Origin of the sequence: Pseudomonas moorei (genome assembly GCF_008801475.1) — a bacterium.
Lineage (GTDB): Bacteria > Pseudomonadota > Gammaproteobacteria > Pseudomonadales > Pseudomonadaceae > Aquipseudomonas > Aquipseudomonas moorei.
The window spans coordinates 235,294-255,302 of record NZ_VZPP01000003.1 but is presented as its reverse complement, the minus strand read 5'-3'; the positions used below and the strand labels follow the sequence as shown (position 1 = coordinate 255,302).

Here is a 20,009-nt window from a genome sequence, read left to right as displayed (position 1 = left end):
GGGGGCCTCCAGAGACAGCATTAGAACGACTGGTTGGAGATGGCCAGCGAGTTGCTTTGTTGGTTGCCCACACCAGCAGCCACGTTGACACCCAGGTTGCCACTGCCACCATTCACCGAACCACTCAGGGTTGCAGTGTTGGTCACAGGGTTTGCCCAGCCGGTTGGAGTCAGCACTTGATAGGAGTAGGTATTACTCAAATCAAATGAACTGCTTTCGCTGTAGCTCTTCGTTACGTCTTTCGAAGACGCAGACGATTTCTCGCCTGATTTGGCGTACGAGGAGTCATACGCTTTTGTGAACGAAGAGTCGTGCGATTTGGTGTAGGAAGAGTCGGACGAACTGCTGTTCGACGTGTTGAGAGAACCACTGGCCGATGCATCAAGCGATGCGGACAGAGAAGCGTCAGCAGACCTGCTGCGGGTGTGATCGGCGCCGCCATTATTCCAGGTCGACGATCTGGAAGCACTCGCCGATGCGTCCAGGCTAGCGTTCAGAGAAGCATCGAACGAAGCACTGCTGGAAGCACTGGAATCTGCGCTTCTGGATCCGCTAGCATCGAAGCTTTTTGATCCGCTTGCATTGAAGCTATTGTTACCGCTAGCAGACCAGCTGCTGTTGGCGCTCTTATCAACGCTCAGGCTGGAGTCCTTGTTAAAGGAGGCACTGCCACTGGCTGTTTTGGTAACAGTCAGAGTATCCACGCGATAAGTCCGGTCGGCGCCGTTGTTTACGGTCAGGCCAGGGCTGCTTTGATCGGCCGAGGCAGTGGCTGTAGCGCTACCAAGTGGGGAGTTGGAGTTGGCGATTGCCATGGTGTTTTTCTGTTGGTTAAGGTCGCCGCCAGCAACGTTGATACCCATGTTGCCGCTGCCGCCATTACCCGAGCCACTCATCGTTGCAGTGTTTGTGACGCCGTAGTTATCGACACGGTTGTTGTTGCCGTATTGAGTGACTTTGGCGGTGGCAGTGGCATTGCCGAACACGAAGCTGTTATCCAGGCTTGATTCGGAGGAGGCGTTAGCGATGGCAGCCGCGTTGTCTTGTTGGTTGCCGTTGCCGCCTGCCACGTTGACGCCGACGTTGCCGCTGGCACCCGAGGCGGAACTACTCATCTCGGCAGAGTTTTGAGTACCTTCGTTATAGATGCGGTTGCCGGTACTGGTCTGCTTGTCGGTGGCACTTGCCGTTGCATTGACAAGGATCTTGGTTGGAGGAGGAGGAGTGTGGCCGTGGTGATGGTCACGCCGATCGTTTTGCCCAGCTTGTACAGCAACAGCCATGACCGCAGCAATTGCGAAAACCAGAGGCTTTAATGCCATCGAAGGTTTCATGGTGATTCTCCGTACTTATTTTAGGTTAAGTGTTGAAACTACCTGTTTGGGTCAATCCGCGACCCGTACGCTGAAGGTGTTGGCCATTCGGTTTCCCACCCCTGCGCTCTGATTCAACTGAATTACCCCGCGGCTACCGGTGAAGGCCTGATCGCTGGTAGCGACCTGGCGATAGCCCGGTGCAGAGTCAGTTGGATCGGAGTTGTTGAGCAGCGTCACGTTCTGTTGCATGAGGACGCTGTCGTCGATGCTTTGCGGCTGAGCACTGATGCTGATGCGCAGTGCGTTGGCTTGCTGGGTATTGGCGCCCGAACTCTGGTTTACGCCCAATACGCCGCTGCCGTTACTGAAGGAGTTGCCCTGAATGCTCGAGTGCGCATCCATGGCAGGGTCGACTTGACCGCGCAGCCGTTGGCGAATCTGTACGGTCGCGCTGGCGCCATGGCCAATGGCGATGGCACGGGCGTTAGCCTGTTGCTGGAGATCGCCAGCCGCCTGGTTGACGGAGAAGTTGCCCTGGTACTGCGCGCCCGAATCATCGATTTCGGCGTTATTGATGACGGGAGATTGGGCGAAGGCCGATGTACTGCAAAGCATGGCGATGATCAGTAGCGAGCGATTCATCTCAACGGTCCCCCGTTATGATTCTCAAAGCGCCCAGGCCTTGCTGGACGTTTGAATTGACCATGTTGGCAATGCCGTTGTTGCCCGAATTTCCCGAGCGTCCGGCGGGGATGTTGGAAAGCTGGGTCTGGTTGGTGATGTTCCCGCCCAGGTTGTTGGTGCCTTGGGCGACCAGGCGTGAAATGCCTGCACCACTGGCGACGCTGGCAAAGTCACCGTCGCTCAACTCGCTCGTCTGATTGAGGATTTGTTTGGACGGGTTGGCATTGGCGGTCGTGGGGTTAGGATCGGGAGCTAACGTCGGAGTCACTGCGTCTCGCACCTGAACATCACGTTTGATAATGATGATGCCGTTGTCGGCCTGTACAGGCAGGCAAACACTTGAGCCCAGTGCACATCCGATCAGCAGGAGGCTAAAAATGCGGTTATCAAGTTTCCCCACGGCGGCAATTCCTTCTGTAAGTGGAACGCTGGCCCTTATCAGCGTTGCGAGGAAGAGAGCAGAAGGTGTGCCGGTTTTTGATTTTCTTTTTAAAACAGCGGGTTGGATTTATTAATCAAGGTGGTTGAAAAAGATTTGTAACGCTGCTGAGACAAAGCCACGTAAAAACGCCGTCCATGCGGGCGGCATTGCTCGCCAAGGGCGTTGCAGGCAAGTTGTATCAGCGGTGTAACATTTTCTTTCAGGACGGCCCGGAATGCTTTAATTCGCGGGTTTGCGGGGAAGGGAGTGTTTCAGGAATGGACATTTATACCTTTGCAGGGGGCGCCCGTTTCAGGCTTTTAGTAAGCATGCCACAGCTTCAAATGCCGCCAGTTTGCGCTGTGTCCAGCCGCCTTGCAGTACCTGGCAAGGCTGGTGGTGCAGGTTCAGCCATTGGTGGCTGGCCTGGAAAAACGCCTGGCGTTCTGCCAGTTGCGGTTGGCAACGTTGTCCGTCGTCATGCCAGGCCACGGATTCAGGGCTGAGCAGCAAATGCAGGTCGTAGTGCCGTGCCAGCAATGCGTGTTCTATCCAGGCCGGGCAAGCGCCAAACAAAGTACGGCTCCAAAGGATATTGCTCAGCAGGTGAGTATCGAGAATCAACAACTCGGGTTGTTTGCCGCGTGCCTCATCTTCCCAAGTCAGCTGGCCATTCGCTATGTCTGTAATGTCACCGTAGCAGGTTTCGCGGGCTTCGCTGTCGATAAAGTGCCGAACATATTCACCGACCAATATGCCGCCAAAATTGGCGTGAATCTCGTTCGAAAGCCAGCTTTTGCCGCTGGATTCCGGGCCTGTCAGCACCAACACCTTCATGGGCAAAGCAGCGGATCGCTGCGCCATGTGCGCCAGCCTTTTATGGCCAGCAGCGTGAACAGCCCATACAAGGCAGCAGTCAGGTACATGCCTTTATAGAGGAACAGGCCGACGAAAATACAGTCCAGAGCGATCCACAGCGGCCAGCACTGTACGCGCTTTTGCGCCATCCAGAATTGCGCCACCAGACTGTAGGCCGTGAGAGCGGCATCGAGCCAGGGTTGCGCTGCGTCGGTCCAGTTCGCCATGGCGGCGCCGAGCAACAGGCTGCCGATCGCGCCGAAGGCCAGTCCCGACGCTACTGCTTGGCCGCCCAACCGGCTGACCTCGCGCCCATGCCGTGTCTCGCCTGCGCGGGTCCACTGCCACCAGCCGTACAGCTGCAATGCGGCGTAGATCAGTTGCAGCAGCATGTCCGAATACAGCTTCACTTCGAAAAAGATCCAGCTATATAAAAGCACCATGACCAGGCCGATCGGCCAGCACCAAGGGTTCTGTTTGACCGTCAGCCAGACGGCAATGACACCGAGGGCAGCGGCAAACAGTTCAAGCCCGGACATGCAGTTTCCTTGGGTAAAGTCGAAGAGGGGCGGATTGTACCTCTCCTGTCATCAATTAGCGTCAGCCCCTCGCCAGTCCCCATAACACGGCAGCACGGATCGGACTTGTCTGATAGGATTTGCGCCCCGCACGGTAAACCTGAAATCCAACTGTTTCACGGAGTTTTTCAGGATCGAGTGTGTTTCTTGTGCTCGCATAGTTTCGACTACGCTGATCGCGATAAGCGTTTTAAAAAATACTAATGGGGCATGCATCGGCGCATAGCCTTTTGGGGGATTGATGGATCTTTGGACTGCCTTTCAGGCTTTGATTCTTGGCGTTGTAGAAGGACTTACAGAGTTTTTGCCCATTTCCAGTACCGGTCACCAGATTATCGTGGCCGACTTGCTCGACTTCGGTGGCGAGCGTGCAATGGCGTTCAACATCATCATCCAGCTCGGGGCGATCCTGGCGGTGGTGTGGGAGTTCCGCCGCAAGATTTTCGACGTGGTCATCGGCTTGCCGACCCAGCCGAGTGCGCGGCGCTTCACCGCGAACCTGCTGATCGCCTTCCTGCCGGCTGTGGTACTGGGGGTAATTTTCGCTGACCTGATCCACCACTACCTGTTCAACCCGATCACCGTGGCGACGGCCTTGGTGGTGGGCGGCATCATTATGTTGTGGGCTGAACAGCGTCAGCATGAAGTGCATGCCGATACCGTCGATGAAATCACATGGAAAGACGCCCTGAAAGTCGGGTTCGCCCAGTGCCTGGCGATGATTCCGGGTACTTCGCGTTCCGGCTCGACGATCATCGGCGGCCTGTTGTTCGGTCTGTCGCGTAAAACTGCCACCGAGTTCTCGTTCTTCCTGGCGATGCCGACCATGGTGGGGGCGGCGGTGTACTCAGGCTACAAGTACCACAAGCTGTTTGTGCCGGCAGACTTCCCGGTATTCGCCCTGGGTTTCGTCACGGCGTTTATCTTCGCCATGATTGCCGTGCGTGGTTTGCTCAAGTTCATCGCCAGCCACAGCTACGCGGCGTTTGCCTGGTATCGCATCGCGTTCGGCCTGCTGATTCTGGCTACCTGGCAGTTTGGCTGGGTTGACTGGACTGCCGCCAAGCCATGAGTGATTCCAGCGCGCGCAATCAACCCGGACGCCAGTCTGGGGGAGATATCCAGCATCTGCGCCTGAAACTGTTGGTGTTCGCGATTTTGTGCGCGCTGCCGCTGATAGGTTCGATGTCGTTGTGGCTGCGTGGGGTCTCGCCGATTCCCTTGGCGGCCTACGGCATCGTCAGCGTACTGACGTTTTTCCTGTACTGGAATGACAAACGCAGCGCCCGGATCGATCAACGGCGAACACCGGAAAACGTGCTGCATGCGCTGGAGTTCGCCGGGGGCTGGCCGGGTGCCTTGCTGGCCCAGCAAGTCTTTCGGCACAAGACGCGCAAGGTCTCCTATCAGTTGGTGTTCTGGATCATCGTGTTGCTGCACCAGGTGTTCTGGATCGACATGCTGTTTCTCGGTGCCAACCTATTGGCACTGTTTTAAAGCAATAACCCTACCTGGGTACGCTTGGGCAATTTGCCGACCACCAGTTTATGGGAGCGCCGCAACAGACCTTGCAGCTCCTCGGTGCCAAGCGGGTAGGGCGTTGCCATGATGATCCACTGCGCCCGTGCCAGATAAGGTGCGGGATGAATGCCCGGACGGTCGCAATGACCGAGAAACAAATCCTTGTCGACTTTGAACGCCAGGGACGCGCCACGCAGATTCTGCAAGGCGAACATCTTGTTCCCGGCAATCGAAAATACCCGTACACCTCCCCATTTGTAGTCTTCCCGCGCGCCGGGCAACGCCAGGCAGAATGTCGCGACGTCCTCTTCGCTCATGCGTCCAGCCTTCATATCAATCGGTCCCCACAGGCATTGAATGATTCGATCAGATGGTCGATCCAGGCGCGAACGGCTGGCATCACCCCGCGTCGATGAGGGTAGACCGCCTGCAACCAGCCACCAGGCAGTGACCACTCGGGCAGTATCTGCACCAGCGCGCCAGTCTGCAGTTCCTGCTCGCAATACATCATCGGCAGCATGGTAAAGCCCTGGCCGGAGAGGGTGCAGGCCCGACGGATAATGAAGTCGTCGATACCCAGCCGGGCCTCCAGCGCCAGGTCACAGCTCTTGCCCTGTTGGTCGAGCATGCGAATGTGCACCATACGGTCGGCTTCCAGGGCGCCAAGCACCGGCAAACCCTTGAGATCTTCGGGATGATTGATTTCTCGACCGTGAATCAGCGCCGGACTGGCGACCAGGAGCATCTGCGCCTGACGCAAGCGTCGGGTGACCAGCAAAGGGTCTTCATCACCCAGTTCGCGGACCCGCAGGGCGACGTCGACGCCCTCGTTCACCAGATCGACGCGGCGATTGAGCAGCATGACTTCCAGTTGAACCTGAGGGCATTTTTCAAGAAATTTGCTGATCACCGACGGTAGCAGCTCATGGGCCAATCCCACAGGGCATGACACCCGCAAGCGCCCTCGAGGTTCGCTGGACATGCTGGCCACGGCTTCGTCGGCCATTTCGGCTTCCAGCAACATGGCCTGACAGTGCCTCAGGTAGCGCTCGCCCACGGCCGTCAGTTTGAGTTGGCGGGTGGTACGTTGCAGCAGACGGGCGCCCAGGCGTTCTTCCAATTCCGCAATGCGCCGCGACAACCGTGACTTGGGAATGCCGAGTAGTCGCCCGGCCGCGGCGAAACCACCGGCTTCCACGACCTTGGCGAAGTAATAGAGGTCATTGAGGTCTTGCATGGGTATTGGCTCGATTGTTCTATCAGTGGGACAAACTATCGCATTGTTGCAGTCTAATCAGCTATTGGTTTCGTCTGTAGGATCGTTTCCATCAGATCGCCCCGGTGGCGATCCTCACCTGGAGATCCCACATGAAACTGCTGCATATCGATTCGAGCATTCTTGGTGATAACTCGGCGTCCCGTCAGCTGAGCAGCGAAGTTGTCAAAGCCTGGCAAATAGCCGAGCCGTCGGCGGTGGTGACTTACCGTGACCTGGCGGCTGACGCCATCAGCCATTTTTCCTCGAACACCCTGGTTGCTGCCGGCACGCCCGCTGAACTGCGCGACGCCGCACAACAGCACGAAGCACAACTCAGTGCTTCCACCCTGGCCGAGTTCCTCGCCGCCGATGCCGTGGTGATTGCAGCGCCGATGTACAACTTCACTGTCCCGACTCAATTGAAGGCGTGGATCGACCGCATCGCCGTTGCCGGCCAGACCTTCCGTTACACCGAGGCCGGCCCTGAAGGGCTGTGCGGCGGCAAGAAAGTCGTGATCGTGTCGACTTCCGGTGGGATGCATGCCGGCCAGGCAACGGGTGTTGCCCACGAAGAGTACTTGAAGGTGCTGTTCGGTTTCATCGGTATCACGGACATCGAATTTGTTCGCGCCCACGGCCTGGCTTATGGCGATGAAGTCCGCAACAAGGCCATGAGCGACGCTCACGCGCAAATCAGCGAGCAACTGTTCGCCGCCGCGTAAGGCTTGCGTAAAGACAGTACACTGCTCAGGCAATCCCACAAAAAACTCTGTATTCTGGATACGCAAGTACCAGGTACGGAGTTTTTTGTTTCTGGTCGTTTCAGATTCTGGCCCAAGTTATGCAGTCAAGGGTACAGGTCTCTAGTCCGGTAACAAGGTGGGGCATCCCATGATGCGTCTTTGTGCAACTTTACTGATTTGTCTGCTCTGCAGCCTGAATACAGTGCACGCCGCGCCTGCACCGCATCCACACTGGAGCGTCGGTTACCACGAACTGAGTTTTCTCGACCCGCTGGACCTGCAACCGATGCGTGCGATTGCCTTCTACCCATCGAGCGAAAAGGAACACTCCAGCAGGCTCGAGGGTTACACCGTCGAAGCCGGTGAAGACACCAAAGTCGCCATCGGCCGGTTCCCCATGCTGATGCTCTCCCACGGCAACACCGGAACGCCACTGGCGCTGCACGACCTCGCCACCTCCCTGGCACGCAAGGGGTTTGTAGTGGTAGCCGTGATTCACCCCGGCGACAACTCCAAGGACCACAGTCGTCTCGGCACCTTGAGCAACCTGTACGGACGGCCGATCCAGATATCCGAAGCCATTACCGCGACCCTGGGCGACCGCATGCTGTCGCCGTTCGTCAATGCTGATCAGGTGGGTGTCATCGGTTATTCGGCCGGGGGCGAGACCGCATTGATTCTATCCGGCGCGACCCCGGATCTGGATCGCCTGCGCCGTTACTGCGAGGAACGCCCGGACGACCGCGACGCCTGTAACACCAAGGGTGAACTGATCGTCGACCGCGATGACCTGCAACCGGTGGCGGATCCACGCGTCCATGCGTTGATGCTGATGGCGCCGCTGAGCTTGAAGTTCGGCCGTCAAACCCTCGCCGACGTGCACGTGCCGGTCCTGCTTTATAGCGGCGACGGCGACAAACTGGTGCCCATCGACAAAAACGCAGTGGCTTTGGCGCGCAAGCTGCCCGTTGCTCCGGACTTCAAGTTGCTGGCCGGGGCAGGGCACTTCGTATTCATGGCGCCGTGCAACGACGAGCAGATTGTCATCATGCCAGCGCTGTGTACTGATGCCGATGGTGTCGATCGTGAAGACATTCACCGAAACCTGATTTCCGAAGCCGGGAGCTTCTTCTCCCGCACGCTGGGCAAGGCGACTCGGGCCGGAATGCAAACTGCCGATCAGTGAGGGGGATCGGCAGTTGTTTATCGTTGGTTACTTATCAGCTAAAGCAGTTCCAGAGTGACTACTCTTGCATTAAGTTCACGTACGGACTCGATAAGAGGCGCCACCAGTTTTTGGTAATCAACTTGCAAGTGGCCCCGATCAGTGCGTACTAACTGGGGGGTAGACTTTCTACACATCATGGGCAATCAGGCCGACATGGGTAGGGTCGTTTTGCTTCCAGTTGAACGTGACACCATGGAGTTTCAGGAGGTTTTTCATAGGGTTTTCCTGACGTAGAAATGGGCAGCACTCATCCCCAATATCGTCGCCGACGTCCCAGCATTGACCGTTATGGCAGATTTGTTGCTGCGTCGAGCTTTGCGCATGGGCTGTGCCGTAGAGGGAAAACAGCAATGCAGGTGCGAGCAGGCTTAAAGGCAATATACGCATGTTTATTAATTTCCATTTGTCGATTGTTATGTAACAGCGGCGTCGAGCATCTGTGAAAGTTGACACTTCAAACAATGCTGGCTCTTTGTCTCAATCGATGCGGCATGTTGCGCTGGAATCCTTCGGTAATGTTTTAATCCATGATCTTGTCGGTGTCAGCGTTCAACGGGTTTGACGCGCACTTTGGTGTGACAGGAGCAGCGTCAGGCAAAGGCCGGTGACTGACAACAACGCAGCTGCGAAGAATATCCACGTATAACCCAAGTTCAATGCCACCGCCCCCATCAAGGGGCCGGCGATCGCCAACGCCAGGTCGAAAAACACCGCATAGGCACTCAAACCGGCACCGCGGCTGGAACTGGGCACCTGCTTGATCGCCTCGACGCCCAGCGCCGGGTACACCAACGACAGACCGAAGCCGGTCAGGCCGGCACCGATCAAGGCATAGGCGGTCGAAGGCGCAAGCCACAGCAGTAGCAGGCCGACTGTTTCAATGCTCATGCAGGCGATGGCCGAGGTGAATCCGCCGAAACGGCTGATGCTGGCAATGAACAGCAAACGCGCCAGAATGAAGCACACGCCGAACACGGTCAGGCAGTAAGCCGCGCCGGTCCAGCCACGATTGAGGTAATACAAGGTGATGAAAGTGGTCAGGGTACCGTAGCCGATGGAGGCCAGGCTCAGGCTCGCGCCAAAGGGCGCAATGCGACCGAACACCGCCCAGAACGGCAAACGCTCGCCCCGGATCACGGGCACCGATGGCTTGTTGCGAATCAGCAGCAGCGCAGCCAACGCCAGCACCGACAGCGCGATGCCCAGGCTGACGAATCCCAACTGATCGACCATCACCACGCCCAGCGGAGCGCCGATGGCAATCGCGCCATAGGAAGCGATGCCGTTCCACGAGATCGAGCGCGCGGTGTGCTCGGCACCCACTTGGCCCATGCACCAACTGATGGTGCCGACTCCGATCAGTCCCTGGGCGATCCCCAGCAATAAACGCCCCGCAATCAAAATCAACAGGCTTAGCAGCGGAGCGCTTTGCAACAGGGTCGACAGCAGCGTCAATGCCCCGCTCAACACAATGCCTGACAGACCGTAAATGATCGCCCGCTTGGTACCGACGCTGTCGGACATACGCCCGGCCATGGGGCGGCTGAGCAGCGTGGCAAGATACTGCGAGCCGATGGTCAACCCCGCGATGACGGCACTGAACCCCAGTTGTTCATGGACATAGCCCGGCAATACCGCAATCGGCAGGCCGATGCAGAGAAAGGCAATAAAGGTGTAGAAAACGATGGAGACGATCTGCAGGGTGATCGCCATGGAGCTTTGCGGTAGCTGTTGCGGCGCAGACATGAGGGCTCGTTCGCGGGCGGCGGTGGGAGAACTGCATGATGGCGTGGCGTTGACATAAAAGGAAGCAGGCTAACTACTTTTGCCATGACATTGTCGCTGTTGTTCATGGCCCCATCGTGAGCAAGCTCACTCCCACATTGTGGAATGTATCCCTTGTGGGAGTGAGCCTGCTCGCGATGACTTATGCACCAACAGGAAACCTTGGTCTGAAATGAAAAAAGCCCTGTCACATGGACAGGGCTTTTCATTTGCAGCTTGTGCAGCTAAAGGCGTGGATCTGCCCTTAGAACACCACGCCCTGACTGCGCAGGTAGTCGTCATAGGTGCCGCTGAAGTCGGTCACGCCATTCGGGCTGAGTTCGATGATGCGGGTGGCCAGGGACGATACGAACTCACGGTCGTGGCTGACGAAGATCAGCGTGCCCGGATAGTTCTCCAGCGCCAGGTTCAGCGCTTCGATGGATTCCATGTCCAGGTGGTTGGTCGGTTCGTCCATCACCAGTACGTTCGGCTTTTGCAGGATCAGCTTGCCGAACAGCATGCGACCTTGCTCACCACCGGAAATGACCTTAACCGACTTGAGGATCTCGTCGTTGGAGAACAGCATGCGGCCCAGGGTGCCGCGAATGATCTGCTCGCCTTGAGTCCACTGGCCCATCCAGTCGAACAGGCTGACATCGTCTTCGAAATCGTGGGCGTGGTCCTGGGCGTAGTAGCCCAATTCCGCGCTCTCGGTCCACTTCACGGAACCGGCGTCCGGGGTGAGTTCGCCCATCAAGGTGCGCAGCAGGGTGGTCTTGCCGATACCGTTCGGGCCGATGATTGCGACGCGTTCGCCGGCTTCAACTGTGAAGCTGAAGTTCTTGAACAGGGTCTTGCCGTCGAAGCCCTTGGACATCTGCTCGATGGTCACGGCTTGACGATGCAGCTTCTTGGTCTGTTCAAAACGAATGAACGGGCTCACGCGGCTCGATGGCTTGACCTCGGCCAGCTGGATCTTGTCGATCTGCTTGGCGCGGGAAGTCGCCTGCTTGGCTTTCGAGGCGTTGGCCGAGAAGCGGCTGACGAAGGTTTGCAGTTCGGCGATCTGGGCTTTCTTTTTGGCGTTGTCCGACAGCAATTGCTCGCGCGATTGAGTCGCGGCGGTCATGTACTCGTCGTAGTTGCCCGGGAACAGGCGCAGCTCACCGTAGTCCAGGTCGGCCATGTGGGTGCAGACGCTGTTGAGGAAGTGACGGTCGTGGGAAATGATAATCATGGTGCTGTTACGCGCCGTGAGAATGGTTTCCAGCCAGCGAATGGTGTTGATGTCCAGGTGGTTGGTCGGTTCGTCGAGCAACAGCACTTCCGGGTCGGAGAACAGGGCCTGGGCAAGCAATACACGCAGCTTCCAGCCTGGAGCGACTTCGGTCATCGGGCCGAAATGCTGTTCCAGGGGAATACCCAGACCCAGCAACAGCTCACCGGCGCGGGATTCGGCGGTGTAGCCGTCCATTTCAGCGAATTCGGTTTCAAGCTCGGCCACGGCCATGCCGTCTTCTTCGCTCATTTCCGGCAGCGAGTAGATACGATCGCGCTCGGCCTTGACCTTCCACAACTCTTCGTGACCCATGATCACGGTGTCGATCACGGTGAATTCTTCGTAGGCGAACTGATCCTGGCGCAATTTACCCAGGCGTACGTTCGGCTCCAGCATGACCTGGCCGCCAGACGGCTCGAGGTCACCGCCGAGAATCTTCATGAAGGTCGACTTGCCGCAACCGTTGGCACCGATCAAGCCATAACGGTTGCCGCCGTTAAATTTGACCGAAACGTTTTCGAACAACGGCTTGGCGCCGAACTGCATGGTGATGTTAGCTGTGGAGATCAATTACCTTACCTATCAATGGGTTAGAGCTGGTCTTTTTTGCCTGATACCGATTTGATACCAATCTGGAGCTTTTCCAGCTCCGCCCAGTCTGAGCTTGAGTTGAGCCAACGCGCATACGTCGTCAGCAACATTTGGACACTGTGGCCAAGCTGCTGAGCGATGAATGCGGGGTTCATGTTGGACATTAAGCATATTGTCGCATAAGTATGACGGCAGTTGTACGGCGGTCGATAAGGCATCGCCAGCTCTTTGAGTGCCGGCCCCCACTGTTTGTGCAGATCGGAGGTCTGTTTGATGTACTCGCTGTTCTTCGACGGCGGGAACACATAGGGAGTCGTCTTGACTCTGCCGATACCCTTGGCGCGGCGCTCGGCGTACTGGCGAGCGAACTCGAGCGCATGCAGCGCTCGCTCGTTCAGCAGCACGAAACGATCCTTGCCGGTTTTGGTGCGCTCTTCGACGGCGGTCAGGGCGACTGTGCGGCAGACGTGAACCTGGCGTTTCACCAGGTCAACCGCCTCCCAGCGCAACGCGGCGACCTCGCCCAGGCGAAGCCCCGTGAAGAACGCGAACTCAAAGAACGCAGCATATATACCGCTGGGCCAGTGTGTCGTCTGATACAGGTGGTCGATGATTAGGTTGGCTTCGTCCAGGGAAAACGGGTTGATCTCCTTGCGACCTCGCTTCGGGAGATCGATCATTTTGGCCGGATTTTTTTTGATCAGCTCTTCAGCCACGGCCGCATCCAGAATTGTCGAGAGCTTGACCAAGGCGTTGCGCCGAACACCAGGAGACGTCCACTCCGTAGCCGCAATAATGCGGCGTAGGAGGGTGGTGGTAATCAGATCAATGCGCACCCGGGCAAGCGGTGGAATCCAGTAAAGGTTCAGCGCACCCTTATAGTTGTTGCGAGTACCGCTGGTGATGTTCCGGCCATCCAGCCACAACTGGGCATACTCGTGGAAGGTCGGTACACCACCGAGTAATACCGATGACCCGGGAAACAGCTCGGCGTACTTGGCGTCATCCAACAGGCCGAGTTTGATCAGGTTGTCTACTTGATCGCGTAATTGGGATGCAGCTTTAATGCCCTTCTGCGTCGTGGGATAGGGGAGGGTTTCGCTTCGGCGGATACCGTTCCAAGTAAAACGAATCCTGAGGGATTTGCGGAAGAGTTCAACTCCATCGGGCAAATCCACTGTGCTTCTTCCCATTCGTAATATCTCTTTTTGCTGTACATGATGCGATTCCCCAGCTTGTTCCAAACGCCTTCGGGGATTTGCTTGCGGGCACGCCGGGTTGCGAGTGCTCTAAATGAAATACCCAGGATATGGGCCATAACCTCTTCCGATACCTTGTCTACTTCGGGATGTGGCATCTGCTCCGGTTTACCACCGCTTACGCTGTCAATGTTTTGGGCGCTCATGCGTAGTCCCTCGCATGCTTTGAGGCTCGACGTATCCATGCAGTAAAACCTGCTCTGTAGGCGTAATGCTCTCGAGCGAAGTTGTCGGAATTACTTGCGCCTGGTGACCTGATGTACGTTCCGCGTTGCCGGCAGTACTGCACGCCTTCAGGCACTGGAAACTCTCTCTCAAACTCGGCGCGCTCATCGATCTGAACCGCTTTGACGGCTTGCTGCTGAGGCGGCCCCTGATCTGGCATAGTGCGCGTATCCCCCACAACAGGCTGCGCGAGCGGGCCATTCTGAGCGGTTAGCGATGCATCGGGTGACGCTGCCCCGCGCAGCTTTTCGTGGGGTATAAGTGCCTCGGTGGTGCTGCTGGAAGGAGCAGTAATGCCTGCTGCTGCGCAGCAGAGGCTGCTTGTTTCCTGCGCGTCGAGGCTCGTTTTGGTATTTGGCTCGGGCAAGTCGAAGCGCTTGCCGGTATGGGGGAGGCTCTGGCTCATGCGGCCCCCCTGTTCTACTGGCTCCAGGAGGGCGGCCATGGTGAGTGCTTGTTCGCGGAGCGCGATAGATTCACGTTCGAGCTTTTTGCCAGTGCGGAATGCGGCGAATGTCTCGGCGGCGATTCTGAGTTTTTCCGTGATGGCCAGCAGGGTTTGGCGTTCTGGTTCACCCAGTTTCGAAGTGGCCAGTACGCGCTCGTAGCGGGCGTAAAGCTGCTGGTGCTGTTCCCTTGCTTGGTTAAGCGAAAGCTCCAGATTGCGGATGTTTTGCGAATGGTCGGAATGTTTAATGGGCATTCCTTCATCAATGCCCTTAACGCGTCCGTCGATGAGGCCGCCGCGGTAGCCGGCCCAATAGGTGAGGCCTACAAGCAAGATGAGGACAATCAGTGCGCAGATCTGTATTGCGGTCATGTGGTGTGCTCCTGGTGATGTCATCGGCTGGTGGTGACAGCCGTTCGGTTTGTGGGTGTTACTAGGTGGTCTCTTCCTGCTGTCGCTGCATGTCTTCGTCTGCCTTGTAGGCACGGATGTCGATCAGTGAGGCGACGTGCCGAATATGGGCGTACTTCGGTGCCTTTCGGCTGGTGTCCAGCGTGGTGATGGGAAGCTGGATGCGGCCGCTGCTGATCTCGGTGACGAACGACTGCTCGTTGAGGTTGCGGAAGTACTGCTCGCGCACTTTGTCCAGCGGGATCAGGACATCGCCGAAGATGCGGTAGAGCAATTCGACGGTGGCCGACTCCGGTGCCGGGTGCAGGCGTAGTGGGTTTTGTGCTGCGTTACTCATGGCTTAGTTGGGCCTCCTTGCGTTGTGTTCTTGCCGGGTGGTTCCAGGCATTCAGGCAATGGGTTCTGGTCAGCTCGCGCAGATGCTCGGGAACTTCGAGGAGCGCGGCGTTGCGCTCCTCTCGTGTCCGCATGGCGATGATCTGGCGGGCGTATTCCCTAGGCCACGTCACGGGTGTCTACCGGAATGGCGGGTAACGCCAATCCCAGTTGCTCGGCCAGCCAGCTGATGCCGGGTTGTTTGACCCGGGTTGATTGGCTGTACTGCATGCCGAGCTGGTCGTGATACCAGTGGCCGTCCTTGACCCGCAGATAGTCGCGATCACGGGTGGGGTAGGCCGGCAGGTTCCGTTCGTTGAGCAGACCCTTTTCACGCATCAATTTGATGAGCTTTGGTCTAGTCAGACCAAGTTGGCTGGCGGCTTGGGCGAGTGTGCGTTCCATGGCGTCCCCTCACGCAGCGTGTGCGGCAGGTGTCGCCGCAGCTGCCAGGTGGTTTATGGACTCCACGACCTTGCCGTAGATCTCGACATCGGTGCCGCACACGGTGAAGCATTTGGTGCGTGGGCTCTTTACACCGATGCTCAGGATGGTGGTGATACCGGGGCGGGTGTGGGTGCGATGTATCGCGACGTGAAGGGGTAGTTCGAAACCCATGTCGAGGCTCAGGGTGCCCCCGGTGATGACCAGTTCGAACACGCGTTGCTTGTCCTGCAGATTAAACCGACCGTAATCGCGCTCTGCATGGGGCAAGTACAGCAGATCAGCTGAGTTGCTTAAGTGAAAAGGACCGTTGGCAATTTCTTCGATGAAGTCAGCCAGCTTGAGGTGCATTTTCTTTTCGTTGTTCAAGGTCAGCGTGTGGCGTTCGCTGTCCATCTCAACGACGAAAACGGTCTCGGCCGTGCCGCGCTCAACCCTGAGACGAAACGGCAAAGCTTCACGCTTGGGCGCTGACCGCAGGACGTGGTTGAAGGTCTCGGACAGGTTGACCTGGGCATTGAGCAACTGCAGGGTACGGTTGTCGATTTTGAACTTGCTCATGCTGCTTGCCCTCCGCCGTTTGGGGCGAATGGCGCGGGCGCAGTGCGGGCTTTCAGCTTTGGCTTTGCGGGGACAAACGCGCAGCCGCATTCGCGGGCCAGGCGGCGAATCTCGAAGATGCGGATCGGGTCAGCAGCGGCTGGATGGATATGCAGGGTGGCTGTGGTGTGCATGGGTATTGCCTCGCTCTGTGGTGGAAGAGTGAGGCAATAATTAACCCAAAAGGTTATTTGTGCAAGAAAAAATACCCTTGAAGGTGGGTCCTGGTGAAATTCTGTTCAGCTTAACCTAGCTCTATTGCTCAAGATGCATAAACTCATTGCCAAGAGAAGTGTTAGCAATCGAGAATATGAAAAAATATGGAGTTGTAGACGTGATCCAGGATGCTGAAGTAGGCCAGAATCAGACGGTAGAACCCAAAAACGATGATTTAGCACTGCCTAAAATCGACGTTTTATTTGCAATTACTGCGGCTTTAGGCAGGAACACTGAGCTAACCGGCAGTCCGTTTGAGGCTAAAACCGGCACTCCTTGGGTTCTCGGAGACTCGACGGCTCAAAAATTTGTTGAAAAAATTGAAGAAAGATTTAGGAAAAAGAACAAGCTACATGGTTTTTTCTCAAAAACTATCTGGCATGCGATGCCAGATACAGTTAGAAAATTGCTGGCAGTCGAGTGCGATCATCTTACATTCACAAACTCAGTAATGACGTTGCTTAAAAATGCCGCTAATGAAATTGTTGGTGGAGGTTTAGGTGGTGGGCATGTTGTTTTCATAATGTATCGTGATCGCGTTGTTAATGCTCAGGATATGGATGAGGACACAAATCATGGTAGGTTGTTAATTGTTATGGTTGGCAATCGAAGTGGTTTTGAGTTTGATGATAAGCTTCAGCCTAAAAGCCTTACATCAATTGATATAAATGCCCTGCGACAAGCTGCTTGGATTGATCTGAATTTGTTTGATGTGTCATATCCTGAAAACTCAGGTGATGCATACCTTCGATTTATTCAAGGGCAATCGAGGAGTGAGTTTTTTAAGTCAGCCCTTGGATGCATGGAATCTCCTAGTAATAAGGCAAGCGTTGATAATATATATAAATCTATTAGAGATTTTTTTGCTGAGAATAAGATCAGCAGAACCGACCGAGATAAGTGTTTAGCTAGCGTTGAGGCATTCCTGCTCAAGAAAGGTAAAGACAGAAAGACGGTGCAGTTAAAAGAGATTCAAGCGCTAGTCGATCGAGTGCTACCTGAAGACTCAGAGCTTTTAGGTGGTTTTTGTGTTTTTGTAAATGATAAAGAATATGAAATAAGCTCGCACTTCGAACCTACAGTTGCTTCTGCCGTTTCCGGCGCATCTGTGAATGTGACTGATACTAGTCGTAGTTATGAATGTAAACTTAAAGTGACCTCTCTCGGGTTTGATGGTTCTGACAGGCCTGTTAAAGTTGATAAGGACTTTAACTATATTCGTATTCCTCTAGATGCAGCTTCTAAAAAAACGATATCGGACCTCATGAGTTCGGTGGATGAAACTAATGGATGACGGGAGATTAGTTGCTCAGTTCCTTGAAAAGGGTGCTTTGACTTGGGAGGACTCCTATCTCGATATCGTGATTAAACGTGATAAATTTACATTCGATTGGAATGAAGTCTCCCTCGCATTCAAGGCTGTAGGCTATGCTTCAGAAATTGAAAGAGAGGATGTAGGTGATGAGTTTAAATTCTCTTTGTCTAATGAAAGCAGTAAGTGGTCTGAAAAGCGGAAGCTTTTCTTTTATGCCAATGATGAGGATTTTTGGGCCGCGTTCACAAATGATGCTAACTCGGATAGTTATTATTATATAACTGAATGTAAAGCTACAAATATTCCGGGCTTTGCGTCCTTGTTTTCAAATAAGGTCGAATGCTATGTGATATGGCGAAAAGTTTTAGAGTTGTTAGTTGATCATGTTGGCACCAGAACTTCTATGAATGAGTTTATTTATTTTATAGCTGGGGATAAGAGTGCCAAAAAATACGAAGTCAATCCCGTAATAGCTTTTGGTGAGTTTTCGGATGGTTTTGATGAAGGCTTGCAAAAAATCGCAAAGAGTTTGTTTGATCATTTGAAAGTGGATGATGCTCACCAACTAGAAAGAAAGTCAGTAATGCGAACTGCATTAGCAGATATTCTAGGCGAGGATCATACTGGAAGCCCTTTTGTCTGGGTCGTTTCTCAGGGGGCGAAATTATTTAAAAAATATCGTGAGCATTATGATAATTATACTCACCGGTTTTCTGTAAATAAGCTTCTGACTGAGATTGAAGAGAAGAATCTAGAATATACCAATAAAATTAATGACTTCATTACTGGCAGCCAAACAAAAGCGTTTGCGCTGCCAGGTGTCTTGGTGGGTATAGCTGCGTTGGTGAAATCCGCTGGCATGGCTGAAATGGCTTTGATATGCGTGGGATTGATGATGGTCAGATCTCTTACGAAAACGGCCAATGATATTTACTTTGATTCTTTTGATAATTTGCTTATCCAAATTAAGAAAGGTTTTGAGAAGTATAAAAAAACTGAGGTTGCGGAGGAGGTAAAAGAAAGTGCGGAGGATACTCAGTCAAAAATTGAAGGCCTAATAAGTAAAGCTAAAAAGAGACTTGAGTATATTGATAAAGTTGCTTACGTCATGTTGCTTTCAGGGTTTTCTTTTTTGGCATATAAACTTTATTTGGCGCCAGATAATACTGCCGCTAAGATTTTTTTTGCGAGTGTTTGGGCGGATTTTGTAAGTCTCAGTTTATATGTTAAGTCCATGGTTTTGTCGTCTTGGCAACTAATTTGAAAGCTTCAAAAATGTTGTTATCTTGAACATTAAAGGTCCGAGATTTTCCAGCGAGCGCGACCACAAACTCTCCACTCTTCCGTCATTCGAATTATGCGCTCTGGCCAATCAGGGTTGAGCGCATATAGATACTGCTCATTACCTTCTTGCTTCAGTTGTTTAAGCGTCGCAGCGTGATCACGAGTACGCTTAGCTGCCACAAAATGTCCAGGAAGGGCCTCAAGTGAAGGATCGATTACAATTTTGTCCCCCTCCATAAACTTGGGTTCCATGCTTATACCTTCTACGCGGAGGATAAAGGCCCGGGGACCTACAGGTCCGGGTGCTTCGATCCATTCTTCGGCATCCCGCGGGTCAAACGTTTCAATAGCTTCGCACCATGAGCCTGCAGCAATCGAGCCGATAACCGGTAGCTTTCTTCCGGTATAGCCAATGACTGAGCCGTTGTTGAATTCAGCAAAGGCATTCGGAACGTCGAGCGAACCATTCGGCAGGCTTAACGCATTTTCGATCTCTCGGGCGATTTGGTCGCCAATACCCTTGGTGGGATTCTTACCCCCGAAAGCACTCACTTGAGCCGGCGCTTTACCCAGCAGCTCGGCTATATCGATCAGCCGCAGTTTTTTTTCGGCCAGGACCCTGCGGAAATTATCTAGTCGTGTGTCTGAAATTCTCATGCTGCGATTGTGCCCAGATTAACCTATGAGGTGAATGTCCTTCTAGGTATTGCTTAAATTAACCTTTATGGTTAAATTGCACCTCGCGGAGGTACACCACATGAAATTACGTGACTATATCGAGCTTTTAGATTCTCAAGCACTGCTGGCTTATGCCGGGCGCTGCAACATCGCTGTGAATTACTTGCGTCTACATGTGAAGTACGCGAGTAAAGACCCTAGCGTTTCGTTGATCAAATCGTTGGCCCGTGAAAGCGAAGGTTGTGTATCACTTGCCGAAGTCCTAGAGCATTTCGGTGTGACGGAATCCAAAGCAGCATAGCTAGAAAAAAGGCGACCTAAAGGCCGCCCAGTTCCTCCCGGCACGCACCACCACAGCGCTGTCGGGTCGCAGTAAAGGGAGGCGGGCACACCACATGCTAGCCACCTCCCTTTACTGCGCTTTCCAGGACATGGAATGCCCTGTTGTTGCTGCCTTTTCCACCACAGATTGGGCAGCGGTTGCGCCAGGGGTGAGTAACGGATTGCTCG

General features: G+C 54.6%; 23 protein-coding genes. 7 read left to right on the top strand and 16 right to left on the bottom strand.

Annotated features, from left to right (window positions below):
- Positions 1 to 20: 20 nt before the first annotated feature.
- The 5 genes from F7R06_RS06590 to pnuC all read right to left on the bottom strand — a co-directional run bounded on the left by F7R06_RS06590 (position 21) and on the right by pnuC (position 3,818).
- The gene (locus F7R06_RS06590; RefSeq protein ID WP_090321192.1) at positions 21 to 1,334 is read right to left on the bottom strand and encodes a heme utilization protein; all 1,314 of its coding nucleotides are present in this window, start codon (positions 1,332 to 1,334) and stop codon (positions 21 to 23) included.
- A 51-nt stretch (positions 1,335 to 1,385) separates the two neighbouring features.
- Positions 1,386 to 1,958, bottom strand: coding sequence for an adhesin (locus F7R06_RS06585; protein WP_090321195.1), 573 nt, complete (start codon positions 1,956 to 1,958; stop codon positions 1,386 to 1,388).
- 1 nt (position 1,959) lies between these two features.
- Positions 1,960 to 2,400, bottom strand: a complete 441-nt coding sequence (locus tag F7R06_RS06580) for a hypothetical protein (protein ID WP_090321197.1) — start codon at positions 2,398 to 2,400, stop codon at positions 1,960 to 1,962.
- Positions 2,401 to 2,733: 333 nt separating this feature from the next.
- Positions 2,734 to 3,258, bottom strand: a complete 525-nt coding sequence (locus tag F7R06_RS06575; protein ID WP_090321200.1) for an AAA family ATPase — start codon at positions 3,256 to 3,258, stop codon at positions 2,734 to 2,736.
- Positions 3,255 to 3,818 carry a nicotinamide riboside transporter PnuC gene (gene pnuC / locus F7R06_RS06570; protein ID WP_090321202.1) on the bottom strand — a complete coding sequence of 188 codons (564 nt, stop codon included), beginning with the start codon at positions 3,816 to 3,818 and terminating at the stop codon, positions 3,255 to 3,257. Before pnuC ends, F7R06_RS06575 begins: the two co-directional genes overlap by 4 nt.
- A gap of 280 nt (positions 3,819 to 4,098) precedes the next feature.
- Here pnuC and F7R06_RS06565 point away from each other — a divergent pair, with 280 nt between their 5' ends.
- Together F7R06_RS06565 and F7R06_RS06560 are read left to right on the top strand one after the other, a co-directional pair.
- Complete coding sequence (locus F7R06_RS06565) at positions 4,099 to 4,929, top strand: undecaprenyl-diphosphate phosphatase (protein ID WP_090321205.1); 831 nt, start codon at positions 4,099 to 4,101, stop codon at positions 4,927 to 4,929.
- Entirely contained in the window at positions 4,926 to 5,354 is a 429-nt protein-coding gene (locus F7R06_RS06560; RefSeq protein WP_090321208.1) for a DUF1294 domain-containing protein, read from the top strand. Before F7R06_RS06565 ends, F7R06_RS06560 begins: the two co-directional genes overlap by 4 nt.
- On the opposite strand, the gene F7R06_RS06555 is transcribed toward F7R06_RS06560, so the two are convergent.
- Together F7R06_RS06555 and F7R06_RS06550 are read right to left on the bottom strand one after the other, a co-directional pair.
- Positions 5,351 to 5,710, bottom strand: coding sequence for an MmcQ/YjbR family DNA-binding protein (locus F7R06_RS06555; protein WP_090321212.1), 360 nt, complete (start codon positions 5,708 to 5,710; stop codon positions 5,351 to 5,353). The two genes, F7R06_RS06560 and F7R06_RS06555, sit on opposite strands and share 4 nt — an antisense overlap.
- On the bottom strand, positions 5,707 to 6,615 hold the full coding sequence (locus F7R06_RS06550; protein ID WP_090321216.1) for a LysR substrate-binding domain-containing protein: 909 nt from the start codon (positions 6,613 to 6,615) through the stop codon (positions 5,707 to 5,709). Before F7R06_RS06550 ends, F7R06_RS06555 begins: the two co-directional genes overlap by 4 nt.
- Positions 6,616 to 6,746: 131 nt before the next feature.
- Here F7R06_RS06550 and F7R06_RS06545 point away from each other — a divergent pair, with 131 nt between their 5' ends.
- Together F7R06_RS06545 and F7R06_RS06540 are read left to right on the top strand one after the other, a co-directional pair.
- Positions 6,747 to 7,358, top strand: coding sequence for an FMN-dependent NADH-azoreductase (locus F7R06_RS06545; RefSeq protein ID WP_090321219.1), 612 nt, complete (start codon positions 6,747 to 6,749; stop codon positions 7,356 to 7,358).
- Between the two features lie 169 nt (positions 7,359 to 7,527).
- The gene (locus tag F7R06_RS06540; RefSeq protein WP_090321223.1) at positions 7,528 to 8,565 is read left to right on the top strand and encodes an alpha/beta hydrolase family protein; all 1,038 of its coding nucleotides are present in this window, start codon (positions 7,528 to 7,530) and stop codon (positions 8,563 to 8,565) included.
- Positions 8,566 to 8,733: 168 nt separating this feature from the next.
- Here F7R06_RS06540 and F7R06_RS06535 read toward each other — a convergent pair whose 3' ends face one another.
- The 8 genes from F7R06_RS06535 to F7R06_RS06490 all read right to left on the bottom strand — a co-directional run bounded on the left by F7R06_RS06535 (position 8,734) and on the right by F7R06_RS06490 (position 15,967).
- Positions 8,734 to 8,994 carry a tail fiber domain-containing protein gene (locus F7R06_RS06535; protein WP_245706681.1) on the bottom strand — a complete coding sequence of 87 codons (261 nt, stop codon included), beginning with the start codon at positions 8,992 to 8,994 and terminating at the stop codon, positions 8,734 to 8,736.
- Positions 8,995 to 9,156: 162 nt separating this feature from the next.
- The gene (locus tag F7R06_RS06530; protein WP_090321226.1) at positions 9,157 to 10,353 is read right to left on the bottom strand and encodes an MFS transporter; all 1,197 of its coding nucleotides are present in this window, start codon (positions 10,351 to 10,353) and stop codon (positions 9,157 to 9,159) included.
- Positions 10,354 to 10,636: 283 nt separating this feature from the next.
- On the bottom strand, positions 10,637 to 12,223 hold the full coding sequence (locus F7R06_RS06525) for an ABC-F family ATPase (protein WP_090321229.1): 1,587 nt from the start codon (positions 12,221 to 12,223) through the stop codon (positions 10,637 to 10,639).
- 20 nt (positions 12,224 to 12,243) lie between these two features.
- Positions 12,244 to 13,437, bottom strand: coding sequence for a tyrosine-type recombinase/integrase (locus F7R06_RS06520; RefSeq protein ID WP_090321232.1), 1,194 nt, complete (start codon positions 13,435 to 13,437; stop codon positions 12,244 to 12,246).
- 208 nt (positions 13,438 to 13,645) lie between these two features.
- Positions 13,646 to 14,548 (bottom strand): hypothetical protein, encoded by a 903-nt coding sequence (locus F7R06_RS31040; protein ID WP_245706682.1) that lies wholly within the window; start codon positions 14,546 to 14,548, stop codon positions 13,646 to 13,648.
- Positions 14,549 to 14,609: 61 nt separating this feature from the next.
- Positions 14,610 to 14,924, bottom strand: coding sequence for a pyocin activator PrtN family protein (locus F7R06_RS06505; protein WP_090321235.1), 315 nt, complete (start codon positions 14,922 to 14,924; stop codon positions 14,610 to 14,612).
- 158 nt (positions 14,925 to 15,082) lie between these two features.
- Entirely contained in the window at positions 15,083 to 15,367 is a 285-nt protein-coding gene (locus F7R06_RS06495; RefSeq protein ID WP_090321240.1) for a phage antirepressor KilAC domain-containing protein, read from the bottom strand.
- 9 nt (positions 15,368 to 15,376) lie between these two features.
- The gene (locus tag F7R06_RS06490; RefSeq protein ID WP_090321243.1) at positions 15,377 to 15,967 is read right to left on the bottom strand and encodes a hypothetical protein; all 591 of its coding nucleotides are present in this window, start codon (positions 15,965 to 15,967) and stop codon (positions 15,377 to 15,379) included.
- A 373-nt stretch (positions 15,968 to 16,340) separates the two neighbouring features.
- On the opposite strand from F7R06_RS06490, the gene F7R06_RS06485 reads away from it, so the two are divergent.
- Both F7R06_RS06485 and F7R06_RS06480 read left to right on the top strand, forming a co-directional pair.
- Positions 16,341 to 17,516, top strand: coding sequence for a nucleoid-associated anti-phage protein (locus F7R06_RS06485; protein ID WP_159437790.1), 1,176 nt, complete (start codon positions 16,341 to 16,343; stop codon positions 17,514 to 17,516).
- Entirely contained in the window at positions 17,500 to 18,801 is a 1,302-nt protein-coding gene (locus F7R06_RS06480; RefSeq protein WP_090321248.1) for an anti-phage protein, read from the top strand. The genes F7R06_RS06485 and F7R06_RS06480 overlap by 17 nt, the downstream gene beginning before the upstream one ends.
- Before the next feature lie 29 nt (positions 18,802 to 18,830).
- Here F7R06_RS06480 and F7R06_RS06475 read toward each other — a convergent pair whose 3' ends face one another.
- Positions 18,831 to 19,478 (bottom strand): LexA family protein, encoded by a 648-nt coding sequence (locus tag F7R06_RS06475; protein WP_090321251.1) that lies wholly within the window; start codon positions 19,476 to 19,478, stop codon positions 18,831 to 18,833.
- A gap of 100 nt (positions 19,479 to 19,578) precedes the next feature.
- On the opposite strand from F7R06_RS06475, the gene F7R06_RS06470 reads away from it, so the two are divergent.
- Complete coding sequence (locus F7R06_RS06470; protein WP_090321254.1) at positions 19,579 to 19,800, top strand: hypothetical protein; 222 nt, start codon at positions 19,579 to 19,581, stop codon at positions 19,798 to 19,800.
- Positions 19,801 to 20,009 lie beyond the last annotated feature (209 nt).

Coding starts and splice junctions, on each gene's coding strand:
- F7R06_RS06590 (WP_090321192.1), bottom strand. CDS start 1,334: ATGAAACCTTCGATGGCATTAAAGCCTCTGGTTTTCGCAATTGCTGCG.
- F7R06_RS06585 (WP_090321195.1), bottom strand. CDS start 1,958: ATGAATCGCTCGCTACTGATCATCGCCATGCTTTGCAGTACATCGGCC.
- F7R06_RS06575 (WP_090321200.1), bottom strand. CDS start 3,258: ATGAAGGTGTTGGTGCTGACAGGCCCGGAATCCAGCGGCAAAAGCTGG.
- pnuC (WP_090321202.1), bottom strand. CDS start 3,818: ATGTCCGGGCTTGAACTGTTTGCCGCTGCCCTCGGTGTCATTGCCGTC.
- F7R06_RS06565 (WP_090321205.1), top strand. CDS start 4,099: ATGGATCTTTGGACTGCCTTTCAGGCTTTGATTCTTGGCGTTGTAGAA.
- F7R06_RS06560 (WP_090321208.1), top strand. CDS start 4,926: ATGAGTGATTCCAGCGCGCGCAATCAACCCGGACGCCAGTCTGGGGGA.
- F7R06_RS06555 (WP_090321212.1), bottom strand. CDS start 5,710: ATGAAGGCTGGACGCATGAGCGAAGAGGACGTCGCGACATTCTGCCTG.
- F7R06_RS06550 (WP_090321216.1), bottom strand. CDS start 6,615: ATGCAAGACCTCAATGACCTCTATTACTTCGCCAAGGTCGTGGAAGCC.
- F7R06_RS06545 (WP_090321219.1), top strand. CDS start 6,747: ATGAAACTGCTGCATATCGATTCGAGCATTCTTGGTGATAACTCGGCG.
- F7R06_RS06540 (WP_090321223.1), top strand. CDS start 7,528: ATGATGCGTCTTTGTGCAACTTTACTGATTTGTCTGCTCTGCAGCCTG.
- F7R06_RS06535 (WP_245706681.1), bottom strand. CDS start 8,994: ATGCGTATATTGCCTTTAAGCCTGCTCGCACCTGCATTGCTGTTTTCC.
- F7R06_RS06530 (WP_090321226.1), bottom strand. CDS start 10,353: ATGTCTGCGCCGCAACAGCTACCGCAAAGCTCCATGGCGATCACCCTG.
- F7R06_RS06520 (WP_090321232.1), bottom strand. CDS start 13,437: ATGGGAAGAAGCACAGTGGATTTGCCCGATGGAGTTGAACTCTTCCGC.
- F7R06_RS31040 (WP_245706682.1), bottom strand. CDS start 14,548: ATGACCGCAATACAGATCTGCGCACTGATTGTCCTCATCTTGCTTGTA.
- F7R06_RS06505 (WP_090321235.1), bottom strand. CDS start 14,924: ATGAGTAACGCAGCACAAAACCCACTACGCCTGCACCCGGCACCGGAG.
- F7R06_RS06495 (WP_090321240.1), bottom strand. CDS start 15,367: ATGGAACGCACACTCGCCCAAGCCGCCAGCCAACTTGGTCTGACTAGA.
- F7R06_RS06490 (WP_090321243.1), bottom strand. CDS start 15,967: ATGAGCAAGTTCAAAATCGACAACCGTACCCTGCAGTTGCTCAATGCC.
- F7R06_RS06480 (WP_090321248.1), top strand. CDS start 17,500: ATGAAACTAATGGATGACGGGAGATTAGTTGCTCAGTTCCTTGAAAAG.
- F7R06_RS06475 (WP_090321251.1), bottom strand. CDS start 19,478: ATGAGAATTTCAGACACACGACTAGATAATTTCCGCAGGGTCCTGGCC.
- F7R06_RS06470 (WP_090321254.1), top strand. CDS start 19,579: ATGAAATTACGTGACTATATCGAGCTTTTAGATTCTCAAGCACTGCTG.